Origin of the sequence: Pseudoalteromonas sp. Z1A8 (assembly GCF_011378855.1) — a bacterium.
GTDB lineage: Bacteria > Pseudomonadota > Gammaproteobacteria > Enterobacterales > Alteromonadaceae > Pseudoalteromonas.
In genome coordinates, this window is sequence record NZ_WTLB01000020.1 from 38,079 (window position 1) to 55,847 (window position 17,769).

At 40.2% G+C, this 17,769-nt stretch carries 17 protein-coding genes; 8 read left to right on the plus strand and 9 right to left on the minus strand.

Annotated elements, in window-relative coordinates; translation table 11 throughout:
* Window positions 1-25 precede the first annotated feature (25 nt).
* The gene (locus GQR55_RS09755; RefSeq protein WP_077536801.1) at window positions 26-1,201 is read left to right on the plus strand and encodes a mandelate racemase/muconate lactonizing enzyme family protein; all 1,176 of its coding nucleotides are present in this window, start codon (window positions 26-28) and stop codon (window positions 1,199-1,201) included.
* A 94-nt stretch (window positions 1,202-1,295) separates the two neighbouring features.
* On the opposite strand, the gene GQR55_RS09760 is transcribed toward GQR55_RS09755, so the two are convergent.
* From GQR55_RS09760 to zapB, 8 genes are all read right to left on the minus strand, one after another.
* Entirely contained in the window at window positions 1,296-1,667 is a 372-nt protein-coding gene (locus tag GQR55_RS09760; protein WP_166420427.1) for a hypothetical protein, read from the minus strand.
* A 49-nt stretch (window positions 1,668-1,716) separates the two neighbouring features.
* Complete coding sequence (locus GQR55_RS09765) at window positions 1,717-2,556, minus strand: amidohydrolase family protein (RefSeq protein WP_166420428.1); 840 nt, start codon at window positions 2,554-2,556, stop codon at window positions 1,717-1,719.
* A gap of 24 nt (window positions 2,557-2,580) precedes the next feature.
* Complete coding sequence (locus tag GQR55_RS09770; RefSeq protein WP_166420429.1) at window positions 2,581-3,309, minus strand: SDR family oxidoreductase; 729 nt, start codon at window positions 3,307-3,309, stop codon at window positions 2,581-2,583.
* 21 nt (window positions 3,310-3,330) lie between these two features.
* A complete protein-coding gene (locus GQR55_RS09775) occupies window positions 3,331-3,819 on the minus strand; it encodes a peptidylprolyl isomerase (RefSeq protein WP_002957860.1) in 489 nt (162 codons plus the stop codon).
* A gap of 66 nt (window positions 3,820-3,885) precedes the next feature.
* The gene (locus GQR55_RS09780) at window positions 3,886-5,355 is read right to left on the minus strand and encodes a LysM peptidoglycan-binding domain-containing protein (RefSeq protein ID WP_166420430.1); all 1,470 of its coding nucleotides are present in this window, start codon (window positions 5,353-5,355) and stop codon (window positions 3,886-3,888) included.
* Window positions 5,356-5,410: 55 nt separating this feature from the next.
* Window positions 5,411-6,430 (minus strand): MBL fold metallo-hydrolase, encoded by a 1,020-nt coding sequence (locus GQR55_RS09785; protein WP_166420431.1) that lies wholly within the window; start codon window positions 6,428-6,430, stop codon window positions 5,411-5,413.
* 63 nt (window positions 6,431-6,493) lie between these two features.
* On the minus strand, window positions 6,494-6,799 hold the full coding sequence (locus tag GQR55_RS09790) for a cell division protein ZapA (RefSeq protein WP_166420432.1): 306 nt from the start codon (window positions 6,797-6,799) through the stop codon (window positions 6,494-6,496).
* The gene (gene zapB / locus GQR55_RS09795) at window positions 6,799-7,029 is read right to left on the minus strand and encodes a cell division protein ZapB (protein WP_166420433.1); all 231 of its coding nucleotides are present in this window, start codon (window positions 7,027-7,029) and stop codon (window positions 6,799-6,801) included. The genes GQR55_RS09790 and zapB overlap by 1 nt, the downstream gene beginning before the upstream one ends.
* 238 nt (window positions 7,030-7,267) lie before the next feature.
* Between zapB and rlmJ the strand changes: the two genes are divergently transcribed.
* Entirely contained in the window at window positions 7,268-8,107 is an 840-nt protein-coding gene (gene rlmJ / locus GQR55_RS09800; RefSeq protein WP_166420434.1) for a 23S rRNA (adenine(2030)-N(6))-methyltransferase RlmJ, read from the plus strand.
* A gap of 49 nt (window positions 8,108-8,156) precedes the next feature.
* Here the strand turns inward: rlmJ and GQR55_RS09805 are convergent, their stop codons facing one another.
* Window positions 8,157-8,723: an alkylphosphonate utilization protein gene (locus tag GQR55_RS09805; RefSeq protein ID WP_166420435.1), complete on the minus strand. Its 567-nt coding sequence runs from the start codon at window positions 8,721-8,723 to the stop codon at window positions 8,157-8,159.
* A 478-nt stretch (window positions 8,724-9,201) separates the two neighbouring features.
* Between GQR55_RS09805 and GQR55_RS09810 the strand changes: the two genes are divergently transcribed.
* The 6 genes from GQR55_RS09810 (at window position 9,202) to GQR55_RS09835 (ending at window position 17,722) form a co-directional block, all read left to right on the plus strand.
* A complete protein-coding gene (locus GQR55_RS09810) occupies window positions 9,202-10,467 on the plus strand; it encodes an EAL domain-containing protein (RefSeq protein ID WP_166420436.1) in 1,266 nt (421 codons plus the stop codon).
* A gap of 2 nt (window positions 10,468-10,469) precedes the next feature.
* Window positions 10,470-11,081: a paraquat-inducible protein A gene (locus tag GQR55_RS09815; RefSeq protein WP_166420437.1), complete on the plus strand. Its 612-nt coding sequence runs from the start codon at window positions 10,470-10,472 to the stop codon at window positions 11,079-11,081.
* Between the two features lie 97 nt (window positions 11,082-11,178).
* Complete coding sequence (locus GQR55_RS09820) at window positions 11,179-11,541, plus strand: hypothetical protein (protein ID WP_240916841.1); 363 nt, start codon at window positions 11,179-11,181, stop codon at window positions 11,539-11,541.
* A gap of 112 nt (window positions 11,542-11,653) precedes the next feature.
* Window positions 11,654-13,030: a TolC family protein gene (locus tag GQR55_RS09825; RefSeq protein ID WP_166420438.1), complete on the plus strand. Its 1,377-nt coding sequence runs from the start codon at window positions 11,654-11,656 to the stop codon at window positions 13,028-13,030.
* A complete protein-coding gene (locus tag GQR55_RS09830; protein WP_166420439.1) occupies window positions 13,020-14,594 on the plus strand; it encodes an efflux RND transporter periplasmic adaptor subunit in 1,575 nt (524 codons plus the stop codon). The genes GQR55_RS09825 and GQR55_RS09830 overlap by 11 nt, the downstream gene beginning before the upstream one ends.
* A gap of 8 nt (window positions 14,595-14,602) precedes the next feature.
* Complete coding sequence (locus tag GQR55_RS09835; RefSeq protein ID WP_166420440.1) at window positions 14,603-17,722, plus strand: efflux RND transporter permease subunit; 3,120 nt, start codon at window positions 14,603-14,605, stop codon at window positions 17,720-17,722.
* Window positions 17,723-17,769: the final 47 nt, after the last annotated feature.

A 17,769-nucleotide genomic window follows, 5' to 3' on the forward strand; every position in this document is an offset into this window, starting at 1 on the left:
CCATAGCGGTTAATAAGGAATTTTAATGAAAGTAAATCGCGTTGAAGTATTTGATATTCACTGTCCTGATAGACCTTCTTGGACGCCTGTTTTTGTTCGTATTCATACTGACGAAGGCATTAGCGGTGTTGGCGAAGCGGGCCTTGCATACGATTTAGGCCACAGTGCTGCAGCGGCTATGATTAAGGAAATGGCCGACGCCTTCTTAATCGGCCACGACCCGTTTCAAACAGAAAAACTATGGTCTCGTATGCTGCGTGAGAGCTTTTGGGGTTTAGGCGGCGGACCTGTTGTATATGCTGCAATGAGCGCAATTGATACCGCACTTTGGGATATAAAAGGTAAAGCGCTTGGTTTACCTGTATACCAATTACTAGGCGGTAAAGTTAACGATAAACTACGTACCTACGCATCGCAATTACAGTTTGACTGGGATAGTGAATTTAAAGCGCTAGTACAACCGCAAGAATATGCAGAAGCTGCCTTAAAGGCGATGGCCGAAGGTTACGATGCAGTAAAAGTAGATCCAATTCAGTACGATAAGGACGGTAATACTTATTACGACCGTACAAAAATAATCTCACGTACTGAAATGAAACTATACCGTGCGCGCATGCAAGCTATTCGTGAAGCTGTAGGCGACGAAGTAGACATTATTTTTGAATGCCACAGCCTACCAGGTGTGACAACAGCCATTCAGTTGGGTGAAATTGCAGAAGAATTTGACTGTATGTATTTTGAAGAGCCAGTTAATTACTTAAACCACTCATTACACGCAAAAGTAGCCGATAAAGTATCTGTGCCTATTGCTGGTGGTGAGCGTTTGTATAATCGCTGGGGTGTGCGCCCGTACTTAGAAGATCAAAGTATTGATGTTCTACAACCTGATATTGGTTTATGTGGTGGTTTTACAGAAACCAAAAAAGTGTGTGATTACGCTGATATTTTTGATGTGCGTATTCAAGCTCACGTATGTGGCGGGCCAGTTGCAACAGCTGCATCACTGCACTTAGAAACGGCTATTCCTAACTTTTTGATTCATGAGCATCATACTTATGCGATTAAAAAGTGGAACCGCGAGTTATGTTTACAAGACCCACAACCTAAAAATGGCTTCTTTGAAGTGTCAGAAGAGCCAGGGTTGGGTATTGAGTTAAACGATGAGATTGTTATGCGCTCTCAACGCGTAGAAATAAAATAATAGCCTTTTAACCTAACTTTAGGTCATGCATTAAAAAGCCGGTAAGTGATTAGTCACTTACCGGCTTTTACTTGTTTGGGGGAAGTAAAGCTTGTTAAAACTCGTTGATTTTACATTCCACGTCTTTAAGTTCAATAGTTGCTTTGCTATCGAGATGGCGTATGTAGCATTGCTTGCCTTTAATCATCAATTCAAACTGATCGGGTGTATTGCGACTTTGCGTGTCGATAATATTATTACCATCTACATTACTAAGGGTTACTGTGCTGCTGGTAGTAAATACATCATCAGCTAATTGAGTCTCTTGCATATGTACAAGTGTTTTAATTGCTTTGCTAACGGCTGTTTTATTTGGCTTTGCCAGTAGGGCATGTTGCAGCTTAGGTGTCGGGTCTGGATTTTGAGATATGCAGCCATTGAGAAGAAGCGCTGAAAATACAACGATTAGTAAAAAGTACATTTTCATAAATTGGCCGTATTATCATAAAAAGAGAGTTTAATATAACTAGTTTTACTTACACTTGATAGTAGTGCTTAGCGTTTGCATAGCTAAGGTCATGCCATGTCTTATCGTTTGAGCATAACGCCTTATGGCAGTGCCATAGATTGTTGTAGCTTGTATTTATTTGGCACACAGGGAAGTTACTAGCAAACATAATACGCTGTTGGCCGAAGTGATTAAAAATAAAATTAAAACACGCTGCTTGTTGCTCGCTGGTGAGTTGTAGTAATTCAAAGCCAGAGAATTTAATTGCAATATTGTCATGCTGAGCAAGTAACTCAACACCTTGTTGCCAAGTATTTAAATTACTTGGCAGTCCTGCATGATTAATTATAATTTGAAGTTGCGGTAGCTGCTTAGCGTAATTAGCCACTTGTTTGGTTATTTCGCTATTTTCAATATCAAATTGAACTTCAAAATGAAGTTGTGTATTTGATAATGTAATTAGGTTTTTAAAGCTATTAGCATCTAATAAACGCTTTGCATCACTACCTTCGGTTATATCCCTAATGCCACATAAATTTGAATGGGCTAAAGCTTTTAAGCAATGTGTAAATTGATCTGCGGGTGAGTCAATTTGATTGTAACTAATGGCTTTAAAAGGCAGGTTTTTTAAATGTGAGCTTAGCCAGTTTAGCTCGTTAATAGGGGAGGTGTTATCAAACCCTGCTTCTATATGTACTAGGCCTGCAAGTTCAAAGTCGGTGCTTTTAACAAGTTGCTCTGCACTTATTAGCTGTTTTATTTTTTCTAAATTTGGCCACGCTGGTGGGTTAGCGCCTTGTAGCCATGAGTATTGACCTTCTACTAAATTAAAAAAGTGTACGTGTGGGTCAATAATTTTTAGGCTCATTGCACATTACTCATTGGGCAGTATTCATTGCGCTGTATAACCACCGTCAATGCTTTGTAGGCTGCCAGTAATAAAGCTGGCATCGTCGCTTGCTAAAAAGCTCACAAGGGCAGCAACTTCATCGGCTTGACCTAATCGGTTAAGCGGTTGAAGACTTGCTTCCTCGGCAACTATTTCAGCTTTGTTTGCGCCACTCTTTTTGCAATACGCATCTATTGCGTTATGAAAAAGCGGGGTTTCTATTGTGCCAGGGCACACCGCATTTGCTCTAATATTAAAACCCGCGTAATCAAGCGCCGTTGTTTTAGCCATTGAGGCAAGGGCATGTTTTGTTAGGTTATACGCAAAAGAGTTTTGCTTACCTATAATTGCCTGATCGGAAGCGACTAATATAATAGCGCCGCCATTTTGCGCTTTCATGCTTGGCAATACGCTTTGTATTGCGGCATAAGCGCCTTTTACATTAAGCGCAAAAAGTGCATCGAAAGTTTGCTCGTCGGTGCTTTCTATATTTGCGCTTAAGTGTTTTCCAGCATTAGAAACAAGTACATCAATACGTTTGCTTTGTTCACAGATAGCGTTGATACAGTTGCGTACCGCCGATACATCACTTACATCACACTGATGAAATATACCGATTTCGCTCAGCTCTATATCAAGGTTATGTACTTCATAGCCATTGTTTAGTAAACGCTTTACTACGGCTAAGCCAATACCTTTTGTACCACCTGTAACGACTGCAACTTTAGACATACTTACTTCCTTTATTGCTAACTAGTGTGAGTGACCACAGCCGCCTTCAGCGTGCACATGTCCGTGAGAAACTTCTTCACTTGTCGCTTCACGTACAGATACAACTTCAACATCAAACGTTAGCGTTTTACCAGCAAATGGGTGGTTTAAATCACAATCTGCGTTAAAACGACCAACCTTAACAATAGTAACCTGATGACGACCTTGGTTAGAGCTAACCATTGCTGTCATACCTGGTTTCCATACTTTAACGTCGCCTTGTAAGTGCTTTAATGGGATGCGTTGAATTAAGTCATCAACACGCTCGCCGTATGATTCACTTGGCTCTAGAGTTACACTAAATTTTTCGCCAGCTTCTTTGCCTTCAAGTGCTTTTTCTAAACCAGGAAGCATGCCTTCGCTGCCATGAATGTAAGTAAGTGGCGCTTCGTTTGTGCTACTTTCAATTTGCTCGCCCGCTTCGCTAAGGGTGTAATGAAATTCAACTGCTGAATTTTTGCTAATTTGCATGCTTGTCTCTTCAAATAATAACTATGTTAGGGCGCGATTTTACGCGAAATATACTTGTTTATAAACTTAACGTGGCTGATTTAGTGTTTTTTGTAAATTTAGCAGAAAATCTTTTTTTGTTGGGGCTGCTTTTTGCTTTTCAGCCTGTGGTATAAACAGCACTAATTGAGTACCAGGCTTTAAAATGCTCGATGCAGAGAGTTTGTTCCATTTTGCCAAGTCGCTATGAGGTACATCGTAAAGCTGACTTATACTCCAAAGGCTATCGCCCGACTTAACTTCGTAATCGATTTCAATGGTGGGAATCGCAATCTCTTGGTGTTCTAAATAAGGGCTAATTTTGTAATCAACTGTTAATGTGCTTGGCAGGGTTTTAGGTTGTCCAACTAATAACTTTTCTCCAACGCCTATTAAATTATTATTTTTATTATTAAGTTGTTTTAACGCTTTTACCGACATTCTAAAACGTCTAGCGATACCGTAAAGCGTGTCGTTTTGTTTAACGATGTACTCTCCAGCAAAGTTTGATTTAAAAAACTGACTTTTTAATAATGTCTCTTGCCCAATGGGAAGCAGTAAAGTATGCGGCCCGTTAGGTGAGCTTTGATTTTTTAAATATCCCTGATTAATCGCGTGTAACTGCTTTGAACCTATACCAGAGAGTTTAGCGATGACTGAAAAGTCGAATTGTTGACCTATGTTCATCTGCGTTGTAAATGGCTTATACGCAAGCTTTGGACGTTTAATGCCCTTTTGTGGGTGTTTTACCAAATAGCTTAAAGCGAGTAATTTAGGAACATAATCGGCAGTTTCTTTAGGAAGCTTAAGCGACCAATAGTCAGTACTTTTACCACGTTTCTTATTGCTTTCTATAGCGCGTTTAACCCGGCCCTCACCACTATTATAAGCGGCCAAAGCATGCAGCCAATTCCCATCAAAACGTTTGTGTAAGTAGCTTAAGTAATCAAGTGCAGCATCGGTTGAAGCAAGTACATCTTGGCGCCCGTCGTACCATTGGTCTGACTTAACACCAAAGTGATGCGCTGTTGCGCCAACCAACTGCCAAACTCCCACAGCTTGCTGTGATGAGGCTATTGTTGGTCTAAAATCGCTTTCTACAAACGGTAGTAAAGCGAGCTCCATAGGTAATTGCTTTTGCTCAATTTTTTTTACGATGTGATACAAGTAAGGCGCTGCGCGTTTACTCACAGTTCGTAAGTAGTTAGGTTGCTTTGCGTACCAGCTGATACGCTTTTTTAAAGCGCGATTTTGATAAATCGTAAAGTGTAGGTTGTTGGCTATATGTACCCACAGATCGGTGGTTTTTGGTGGGCGCTTTTTTACGATTGTTTTTTTAAATTGAAGTGGCGTAACGTGCTCACTAACTTGGGGCGTTTGAGCTACTTCATCATCAGTATCATAAGTGTAGTTAGGCTCAAAATGAGTAAATATTTGTGGAGCTTCTTGTGGTTCTTGCTCCGTTGATTGACAACCAAATAACAAAATACCCAAACAACATAAAACCAAACTGCGCATAGTGATCACTTTTGTAAATTCCTTTTATTATTTTAACACAATCCGTTGTGTTGAGTTATTCTTCGCTTTTTGCGCGATTTAGGCCTGCTTGTAAAAAAAAGTTGCTCGATTTTATATTAAGCGCTTCTTGTTTATAAGGCTCAATAACTGATTCAGGAAACGACAGCATTAACTGCTCAATACTTTGATCTTTATTGTTTTTAACGTGCTCTGTTATGGTTGTTAAAAACGATAGAGGCTGTTTTAGCTGCTCTTTTGTTAATGCGCCGCCGTGCCCAGGTAAAATAACAGTGAGCTTTTCGTCGTTAATATATTGCTTGAGCAACGCCTGCCAACTTTTAAGTTCGCCGTGACCAGGATAAGGAAGCCAGTCAACGATATCGCCACCAATTAGCACACTGCCGTTATTAGTGGTAATAGTTAAATCGCCATTGGTATGTGCCTGTTGAGGTTCAATAGTTACCTCAAAACCACCAAGGTCGATAGTTTTACGGTTATCGATTGTAATTTTAGGTTCGTTAAGTTGATACTCTTGCCAGCGAAAAAGCCGTTTTTTTGCAAGTTCTAACTTATTTCGCCATTTAGCTTGTTCATCTTTTTCTACGCTTGCTAATCGTTGGTAGCTTAGCTCAATGCTCTTTTCATAGGTGTCTAGCTTGTCGGTATAGGCTGTTTGATAAAGGTTAAAATTTTTATTTACTTGCTGATGAACAATGAGCTTGGCATCAGGATAAAATTTTTGCATAACCGCCATGCCTAATAAGTGATCATCATGGTAGTGCGTGGCAACTAAATAACATAAAGGCGTTTTAAGACGTCTTTTCAAATCTTCAGCAAGTTGCTCAACTGCGGCAAAATTGGCGCTTGTATCAACAAGCAGGGCACATTTTTCGCCTTCAATTAATACTTGATTGGAGTCGTAAAAGCGAAGCTTGTCTTGTTGCTTTAAAAACTGAATATGAGGGTTTATTGTATTCCAAGTGACGGCAGCGTAGGTGCTAGGTACTATTAATAATGTGCATGCCAATAGTAAGTGCTTACATAAAGAGGCTATGTTTGAAAGTTTTAACTTCATTTATTATCTCTACGCTGGTGTTTAATTATTTTAATAATAAACAAAAAGCGCAGTATGCGCTTTTTATTTTTGGTGTTTGGGGTCATTTGCCAAATGCTGACTGAGTTTATCAATCAATTGGTCTTGATGCTGTTGTTCAACTGTAGCCTGTGTTTTTGCTTCTAGCAATTCGTGGCTTAAGTTTAATGCAGCCAGTAGTAGGGCTTTTTGATCGCTTCTAACGGTTGAACGTAGTTTCATTTGTTCAACTAAGTCATTTAGATTTTTAGCTGCTGCTATTAATGCATCTTCCTGCCCTTCGGGGCAAGCAAATTGCTGCTCTTTACCTAGCAACTCAACAGTGACCCGCTGGTTTTGCAGCTCAGACATTAGCTAGCCTGTTGTGCGCTTTGTAACTTATCAAGAAGACCAGATAAAGTAGTGCTGGCATCTTTCTGCTTTTCTTCATTTTCAAGTGCTTCAAGCTGTAGCAATTCGTTATCATCGCTTAGTTTAGTATTTTGTTCTTTTAAAGTAGCAACATCTGTTTGTAATTGGTTATTACGTTCGATTAAAGAATCGATCAGTTGTTCGAGTTGTTGAAGAGTAGTGTTATTCATAAAGGCGCTCATATAACTGTAATTAATGTCATGCAAATGTAAAGCAAAGTGTATTGATTTGCCAGCATTTATGGCGGTTTTAGCTGATTTTTCTTCTACGTTAAGGGATAATTCAGCATATGAGCTTTTTCATTCAGAAATGGTTCACTTAAACACTCCCTTATCTTGGTGTAAGTTGCCAAAGCCCAGTGCTTATGGTTCACTTACGATATTAAATTGCGTATGGCGAAAATAAATAATGCTTAGTTACAGACACTCATTTCATGCGGGTAATCCTGCCGATGTACTTAAACATTTAGTACTGGCACAAGTACTAAATTATCAAACAATTAAAGATAAACCGCTTGATTATATAGACACACATTCAGGTGCTGGCTTTTTTGAACTTGCCGCTGCCGATGCGCAAAAAACGCAAGAGTACCAAGATGGTATTGAAAAGCTTTGGCAACATAAAAGCGAGCATGCTGAACTTAATGAGTACATTGAATTAATTAAGTCATTTAACGACACTGACGAACTTGCGTTTTATCCGGGTTCACCAAAAATTGCAGAGCATTTTTTACGTCGTCAAGATAAGGGCTGGTTTTTTGAGCTGCATCCGCGCGATTTATTATTGCTTGAAGAAAACATGCAAGGTAAGCGCTCTATTCGGGTGCGAGGCGAGGATGGTTTCGCAGGTTTAGTTGGTTTATTACCACCAGCATCTCGCAGGGCATGTGTATTAATTGATCCACCATACGAAATTAAAGATGACTACGAAACAGTTGTAAAAACCTTAGTTAAAGCTCATCAGCGTTTCGCTACTGGTACTTACATGATTTGGTATCCGGTAGTAGACAGAGAGCGTATTGATAATATGGAGCAAGGCTTAATTGATTCGGGTATGCGCAACATTCAGTTATTTGAATTAGGCACCGAAGCCGATACCGATGTACACGGTATGACAGCATCTGGCATGATTGTAATTAATCCTCCATGGAAACTAAAACAAACGATGGATGCATTGCTACCAGAGCTTATGGCTTTATTAAGCAAGCCGAGCGGCTTTTATCGTAGCGAACAATTAGTGAATGAATAGCTAAATATTAAATAAAAGCGCTGTGCAATACAGCGCTTGTTTATATGTCTTATTTTTTAACGTATTTAGTTAAAATCACAATACGCTGGCCATCAACACGCCCTTCAATATGTTCAGGGTTGCTGGTTAGGCCAATATTTCGAACAGCTGTTCCACGTTTAGCGGTAAGGCTACTGCCTTTAACGTCTAAGTCTTTAATTAGGGTAACAGTATCGCCCGCTTGAAGAACTACACCGTTGCTATCTACATGCTTTAAATCGTCATCTTCTGCAAGTGCTTTTTTAGCCCATGTTAGCGTGTCTTCTTCAAGATAAATCATGTCTAGTGCATCTTGTGCCCAGCCATTATCTGGTGCTAAACGCGAAAGCATTCTATAAGCTACAACTTGCACAGCAGGTGTTTGACTCCACATGCTGTCGTTTAAACAGTGCCAATGTGTAGGCGTTATGTCACTGTTATTCTCGATTTGATCTTTACATGTTTGACACGTGTAAATGCATTTATCTGAGTGGGTTTCAGTTACTGGTGGTACTTCGTAAACAGATAAGTTTTCGGTTGCACCGCATAATTCACATTGACTACTACTACGTTCGATTAAGGCTTTTTCAATACTCATGGGGCTCTTTCTAGTTCTGGTCGAGTTAACATTTGCTGCTATTATACTCCAAAATATGAGCTCTGCGCCATTAGTCCCTTAATTTTGTGTGGGTATATTACTCATATACTTATCTTTAATACTTTTTATATAGCCTTGAATGTTTTTTGATTATCCCCGGAGGAATGCCTGGTTTGCCCGAATCGTTTTTATAAAATTGATAATGGTTGCCTGATACACTCACATTATATTTTAAAGGCGCGGTGTTAGGCTTTGCTAAAGTTGAAAATATAAATAGCAAAGGATAAACCTTTAATACTTGAATTCAAGGCTGAATAAAGTTGGTCAAAGCGCCACCTTTTATATTAGAGTTATTATATGAGTGTTGTGTAGTTTTAGCTGTTTTGTAATGATTACTATGTTTATCTTATGCGAGTTGCATTAAAGTACACGTATTATTGGCTGTTTTGCCATCTCTTATTTATAGGTTTAGAGCCAAGTGAAATTACATAATATCTCTGATGAGGTACAAAAAATAACTCAGTTTGTCGCGCGGCAACCTATTTTTGATATTGATCAAAATGTTTTTTCGTACGAATTGCTTTATAGAGACTCAGCCAATAATGCGTTTCCTGTAGGTACTTCTGATGTGCATGCGACAAGCCGATTGTTTTTCAATGCATTAATGTTGGTAGGGCTAGATAGACTAACAGCGCATCACTTGGCGTTTATAAATTTATCGTCAGAAACTATTCTCGATAACTTTCCTAAACTTTTATTACCAGAAAATAGCGTTATTGAAATAGTAGAGCGCACGGGTAATATTCCTGCGGTTGCTGAGCGTGTGCAAGAACTTAAAAAAGAAGGGTATGTTTTTGCACTTGATGATTACGATGGCGATCCAAAATGGGAGCCACTATTAGCATATGTTGATTACATAAAAATTGAGATAGATGATCCGGTTATTAAAACCAATATGCGCATTAAAAAAATAAAACGCGCAAATCCACATGCAAAAATAATTGTTGAACGAATAGAAACGCATGAGCAATTTAATACATTAAAATTGGCAGGCTGTGATTTATTTCAGGGGTTCTTTTTTTCTCGCCCAGAAATGATTACGTATAAAGGTGTAGAACCTTCAAAGCTAACAGTATTTGACCTTTTGCGCTTTACCGCGAAACAAACACTTTGCTTTAAAGAAGTTCATCAACGTGTAGCTAGAGATGTAGCCATAACAGCGCGAGTTTTAAAGCTGGCTAATGCGCGTTCAGGTAAAGCAAATTTAGTCATTACTTCGATTTCGCAGGCTGTTATTTATTTAGGTGAAGATACAATTAGGCAATTTGTACGTGTTTTAGCAATTAGTGAGTTAGGTGTCGAAAAGCCAACCGAATTAACTAAGCTTGCTTTAACGCGTGCGCAATTTATGTCGCTTATTTTGGAGCAAAACAACAGCGATTTGACCGAACAAGGCTACTTAGTAGGTCTGTTTTCTGTGCTTGATGCCATTTTAGATGCTGATCTAAAAGATATAGTTAATGAATTCACCTTGGATGCAGCTATATCAGATGCCTTATTGCTTGAAAAAGGTATTTTAGGCGAGTGTTTATCATCAATAAAAGAGTTTGAAGTAGATGACCTTGATAAGGCGATGGTTCTGTTGGCTAAAATAAATCCTGAGCTACATGTTGGGCATATGTTTAATTTTTTACTGGATGCTGTTTTATACAGTGATGACATTATTGAGGCTATAGCAGAGTAAATATGCGTAATTGGTTGTCGGTTATAAGTGTAGTGATTGCTCTTTGTTTATTGTTTCCTGGTATTACAAAACCAGTATTAACAATTGAAGGCAATATAGATAAATCAAAATTAGCCCAAGCGGGTATAGAGATGCTGGCTGAAGAAGGTGATGGTCGCACTCGTAGTATGTTAATGATGTTTTCTAACATGCTGGGGCTTGATAAGTTAGAAGGTGAGATTAGCGCCTATAACAAAACACAAAGTATTTTAGGCACAGTTAAAGAGCTTGCCAGCAATAATAATTTATTTGTAGCCGCTTTAGTGGGGTTGTTTTCTATTGTTATTCCAAGCTTGAAGCTGCTATTACAATTGCTTTATTGTTGCCTGCCTTTGAATGGGGTTAAGCAAAAGCTCGGTCTGGTTATTTGTGCATTAAGTAAGTGGAGCATGGTTGATGTATTTGTTATTGCATTAATAGTGACTTACCTAGCAGGTAACGCTCATGGTAAAAGTGGTGAGCTACTTGTTATGAATGCACAATTTGGTGAAGGGTTTTGGTATTTTAGCGCATATTGTATATTTGCAATTATCGCGAGTAACTTAATAAAAACGCCCAGCAAAGTTTCAAAATAACTCTAAAAATTTGTGGCAGCTACTGAGTTGCCATATAATCACTGCGTGTATTTATTTAAAAGGCATAAAGTTGCAACGCTTATACTCTAGTTTACTCATGATAACTTTGCTACTCACTTTTGTGGGTCAGGCAGTTGCGTCTGTAGCTATGGTATGCGAAATGCCACATGTGCCCACTAAAACGGCAATGCATGCCCAAATGCCAATGACACACAGTAGTGATGCAACAGCTGTCGCTAGCATGTCTGAAAATATGATGCAGATGGATTGTTGCGACGACGAAAGCACGCCTCAAAACGATTGCAAATGCCCTATGAGTGGTTGCGCTGCTAACTCAATGCTTAATGTTGATACTTTATTTAGCGTTACTTTACTTGAATCTGAAAAAGTAAATGTACGTGTATTTACTACACAAATTAATATACCTCGTTCACTCTACCGCCCTCCTATGTCTGCTTAATAGCAGGATAGGTGTATGTAAAAATTGCGGTAACTCCGTTTATTGGTAATTCCTAAACACCTTTTTTGCTTCCTAATTTAAGATTTTCTTTTATTTTTAGATGGAGCAGGTGATGAACCACGCTGTAAGTATTAAAGTCGTATTATGTAGTGTTGTGTTATTTAGCACTGCTGTTAATGCGCAAAACAATCAAAATAACCTCAATACCGAATTACTAAATCAAACTAGTAATGAGCAAACGCTAAGCTTAACGCAAGCGCTTAATTATGCGCTAACGCATGAGCCATGGCTAAAAGCGAGTGGCTACCAAGAAGATGCAGCAATAGCGCAAAGCATTGCCGCAGGCACCTTACCCAATCCTGTTTTAACGGTTGGCTTACTCAACTTACCTACTAACGGTTATGCGTTTGACCAAGAAGGGATGACGCAGCTTAAAGTCGATTTGAGCCAAAAGTTTAGCCGAGGGAATAGTTTAGCGCTTAAACAAAAAGCATTAGCACAGTCTGCTCAACAATACCCTTGGCAGCGCGCCGATCGCTTAGCACAAGTAAAAGCAATTGTGATTGAGTCGTGGTTAAACGCGTATCGTGCTCAGCGAAGTATTGCTTTAATTGAGCAAGATAAAGGGCTATTTACTCAGCTTATTGACATTACCGAAGCAAGCTACGCAAGCACCTTAGGTAAAACACGTCAGCAAGATATTATTCGTGCGCAATTAGAGTTCACTCGCCTTGAAGATAAGCTGGTTATGCTTGAGCAGCAATTTGAAAGTGCTAAAAACCGTTTAGCACAGTGGTTACCTATAAATATGCTTATGCAGCCTTTAAATACCGAGTTTACTAAAACCACAGGGCTTATTGATTTTGCGAGCCTTGAATTTGATAAACTAATACAGTTGCTTATGGCGCATCCCGCAATTATTGCGATAGATAAAACCGTAACGGCAAAGCAAACCGAAGTTGCGCTCGCTAAGCAAAGCTACAAACCTCAAATGGGCGTTAATGTGGGTTATGGTTACCGAGATGATACCCCTATAGGCGAGTCGCGAGCTGATTTACTCTCAGTAGGATTTAGTATTGATTTGCCATTATTTACTGATAACAGACAAGATCAACAGGTTAAATCGGCTATCGCTAGTGCAGAAGCGACTAAAACACAAAAGCGGGTGGCGCTTCAAAAACTCAAAGGCATGTACTTTAAGGAGTTTAGCCAACTCGCTCGTTTGCAAAAACGCGATGCGCTTTATCAAAATACGTTATTACCGCAAATGTCAGAGCAATCTCAAGCAACACTTAATGCTTATACGCGCGACGATGGGAATTTTTCTGATGTGATGCGCGCGCGCATTAGTGAACTTAACGCCAAAATAGACGCACTGAACATTCAAGTAGATCAACATATTATTACCGCCCGCCTTAATTATTATGCAAGTAGCTTAGACACCCAAGTAATGAGCGAGCAAACTGGAGAATTACACAATGAATACTAATTTAAAGTTACTTGTTGCCGCCTTAGTTGGCGCAGGCGCCTTTGGGTTAATAGGCGGCTTAGTTATGCAATTTTTACCTAGCAACTCGGCAATGAATGAACAACAAAGCGCTGACAAACAGCCCTTATATTGGGTAGCCCCTATGGATAGTAATTACAGGCGTGACGCGCCAGGGCTTTCCCCAATGGGAATGGATTTAATCCCTGTGTATGAAAACGCTAGCAACGCTCAGGATGGACCAGGTGCTGTCACTATTTCGCCTGCAGTCGTTAATAACTTTGGTTTAAGAACCGCTAAAGTGCAGCTTAAAACACTTCACAGCGATATAAATACTGTGGGTTATGTGCAATATAACCAAGACCAACTTATTCACATTCATCCGCGTGTAGAAGGCTGGATTGAAAGTTTATATGTTAAAGCACAAGGTGCAGAAGTTAAAGCCGGTGAGCCTTTATATACATTGTATTCACCACAATTGGTGAACGCACAGGAAGAGTTTTTATTGGCAGTTAATCGTAATAATACCGTGTTAATTCGCGCTGCAAAGGCGCGTTTAGAGTCGTTAAATGTGTCTGATGGATTTATTGAACGTTTACAAAAAAATAAAAAGGTAATGCAAAATATTACTTTTTACGCAAAGCAAAGTGGTGTGGTAGATGAGCTAACAGTACGAGAAGGCTTTTACGTTAAACCAGGCACATCAATGATGAGCATTGCCCAGCTAGATGAAATTTGGGTAGAGGCGGAAGTGTTCGAGCGCCAATCAGAACAAGTGAGTGTTGGGTTGCCCGTTACAATGACGCTTGATTACTTAAAAGGTCAAAAGTGGGAAGGTAAGGTTGATTACATTTACCCCGCGCTTGATGCTAAAAACCGGACTCTGCGTGTAAGGCTTAGGTTTGAGAACGCAGATCATCGGTTAAAACCAAATATGTTTGCACAAGTGAGCATTCACGCTAAAGCGAGTCAGGCGCAATTTACAGTCCCTAAAGAAGCGGTAATTCGCACGCAGCATCAAAACCGTGTGGTTATTGCATTAGGTGAGGGTCGTTTTAAATCGGTTGAAGTCGAAGTTGGGCAAATTAATAGTAATGAAGCGGTCATTTTGTCAGGTGTAATGACAGGTGACACGGTAGTGACCTCAGCGCAATTTTTAATTGATTCTGAGTCGAGTAAAAGCTCTGACTTTAAACGAATGGAAATACCTGGCTCTGGTATTAGTTCAGGTATCAGCCCAGGTATGGAGGCGGATTCTGGTTCAGGCTCGAATATGAACATGGATATGCAGCCACAAAGCGCCACGGTTAACGGTACTATTAATGCCATAGATACACAAAATCGCATTATTAATATTAGCCGAGAAGCCATTGAAAAATGGAATCGAGAACCCGCCACAATGGACTTTGTATTAGCGCCAGATATTGACATTACTCAGTTTGAAAATGCCCAGTATATTAATTTTACTTTTAGCATTATTAACGATGAGTTTGTAATTACTAAAGCGCAAAACGCAGAGCCGATTGATCATTCTACTATGCAACCTATGCAAAACAGTTCTCACTAGGAGCCATTATGATAACCGCCATTATTCGCTGGTCTGTTAGCAATCGCTTTTTTGTGTTGTTGCTTACATTAATTTTACTGGGTGGAGGAGTGTTTGCACTAAAAAATACTCCCGTGGATGCCTTGCCTGACTTATCTGATGTTCAGGTCATTATAAAAACTACTTACCCGGGGCAAGCGCCGCAAGTAGTGCAAGACCAAGTTACATTTCCGCTCACCACAGCAATGCTTTCTGTTCCGGGTGCACAAACTGTAAGGGGTTTTTCGTTTTTTGGTGACTCGTACGTTTACGTTATTTTTGACGAAAAAACTGATTTGTATTGGGCGCGTAGCCGAGTACAAGAATACCTAAGCCAAGTAGCAAGCAGATTACCCGATAGCGCTACGCCAGAGCTTGGCCCTGATGCAACTGGTGTAGGTTGGATTTACTTATACGCACTCGTTGATAAAACCAATAAACACGATATTAGTCAGCTACGAAGCTTACAAGATTGGTTTTTAAAGTTTGAATTACAAACCGTGCCTGGAGTCTCTGAGGTGGCTGCTGTTGGTGGCATGGTTAAGCAATATCAAGTTAATGTTGATCCCGATAAATTACGTGCGTATGGTATTCCGCTTAGCCTTATTCAAACCGCTATTCAACAAGGCAACCAAGAGATGGGCGCCTCAGTAGTTGAAATGGCTGAAGCAGAATACATGGTAACAAGCACCGGCTATATTAAAAGTGTTGCCGACTTAGAAGCGATTCCGCTTGGCGTAAATGCTAATGGTACTGCGCTGCAATTACGTGATGTAGCCGATATTAGAGTCGGACCGCAAATGCGCCGTGGTATTGCAGAGCTTAATGGCGAAGGCGAGGTAACCGGCGGCATTGTTATTATGCGCTATGGCGAAAATGCACAAAAAACTATTGAGCTTGTAAAAGCAAAATTAGAATCGCTTAAAAAGGGATTACCAGAGGGCGTTGAAATAGTTCCTGTGTACGATCGCTCCAACTTAATAAATAACGCGGTAGATAACCTAACAAGTAAGCTAATTGAAGAGCTTATTGTAGTTGCTTTAGTGTGTGTGGTGTTTTTGTTTCATGTGCGCTCATCGCTGGTGGCGATTATTACGTTACCGCTTGGGATTTTAACGGCATTTATAATTATGTATTGGCAGGGGATTAACGCCAATATTATGTCTTTAGGAGGAATTGCAATAGCCATAGGCGCAATGACCGACGGTGCTATCGTCATGATTGAAAATATGCACAAACATATGGAAAAAACGCCTCTTACCAACGAAAACCGCTGGGAAGTTGTGGCTAAATCGGCGAGTGAAGTGGGTCCTGCATTATTTTTTAGTTTATTAATTATTACCGTCAGCTTTATGCCGGTATTTATTTTAGAAGCGCAAGAAGGGCGTATGTTTGCGCCACTGGCTTACACTAAAACCTATGCTATGGCTGCGTCTGCTGGGCTTGCGATTACCCTAGTGCCGGTATTAATGGGTTACTTTATTAGAGGTAAAGTCATTTCGGAGCAAAAAAATCCAGTTAACCGATTACTCGTCGCAGCGTATCGTCCACTACTTAACTGGGTGCTTAAATTTCCAAAAATGACATTGGTACTCGCGGTGGTTGTTTCTGTTATTGGCTTTTACCCGGTAAATAAAATAGGCAGTGAATTTATTCCGCCACTCGATGAGGGCGATTTAATGTATATGCCCACAACGTATCCTGGTTTATCGGTAGGTAAAGCGCGCGAAATACTACAGCAAACCGACAAGTTAATTGCCACAGTACCCGAGGTTAAAACGGTATTTGGTAAAGTGGGGCGAGCAGAAACTGCAACAGATCCTGCGCCGCTTACAATGATAGAGACGTTTATTCAGTTAAAACCAAAAGACGAATGGCGCGAGGGTATGACTCTTGAAAAGCTTAAAAAAGAACTCGACGGTTTGGTTAAGTTTCCGGGGCTGACGAATGCGTGGGTAATGCCTATTAAAACGCGTATTGATATGCTCGCAACCGGCATTAAAACCCCAGTGGGCATTAAAGTTGCGGGACCAAAGTTGAGTGAAATTCAAAAAATTGGTCAACAAATAGAAGTGCTTTTAAAAGATGTGCAAGGCACCGCATCGGTTTACTCAGAGCGAGTAGCCGGTGGACGTTATATAAAAGTAGATATAAATCGTGAAAAAGCCGCGCGTTATAGCTTAAACATTAGCGACGTACAGCAAGTTGTATCTACTGCAATAGGCGGCACAAACGTAACACAAACGGTAGAAGGGCAAGAGCGTTACCCTGTTAATTTACGTTATCCGCAAGCATACAGAGACTCGCCAGAAGAGTTAATGTTGTTACCTATTGTAACGCCTACAGGGCAGCGTATAGCACTTGGTGATGTAGCCGATGTATTTATTGAAGATGGACCGCCTGGTATAAAAAGCGAAAATGCACGTTTAAACGGTTGGAGTTTTATTGATATAGATGGCGTTGATATTGGTACTTACGTTGAGCACGCTCAGCAAGTGCTCGATAAAGACCTAATACTACCTGCTGGCTACTCAATTACGTGGGCTGGGCAGTATGAATACATGCAGCGCGCTAAAGACAAACTGACTTATGTATTACCACTTACATTAGCGATTATTATTGTATTGCTTTACCTTAATTTTAGAAGCTTTGCTGAGGTCACTATTATTATGGCTACGTTGCCACTGGCAATGATTGGGGGCGTATGGCTAATGTATTTAGAGGGCTTTAACTTTTCAGTTGCAGTAGGTGTGGGCTTTATTGCCTTAGCCGGTGTTGCGGTAGAAATAGGGGTTATTATGTTGGTGTATTTAAACCAAGCCTATCAAGAAAAGTGCCTCGAAGCAGAGCAGGCTGGAAAGCCACTTAGTTTAGTGCAATTACAGCAAGCTATTATTGAGGGAGCAGGGCTTCGAGTACGCCCAGTTATGATGACTGTCGCGACCATTATTATTGGCTTGCTACCTGTGCTGTATGGCACAGGCACTGGAAGCGAAGTAATGAGCCGAATAGCAGCGCCTATGGTTGGCGGTATGGGCAGTGCAATTGTACTCACCTTACTTGTTATTCCTGCGGTTTACCTACTATGGCGTAAACAAGGACTTAAATAATAAGGCTATAGAGCAATGCGTTAACTACTCACGCATTGCTCTATAAA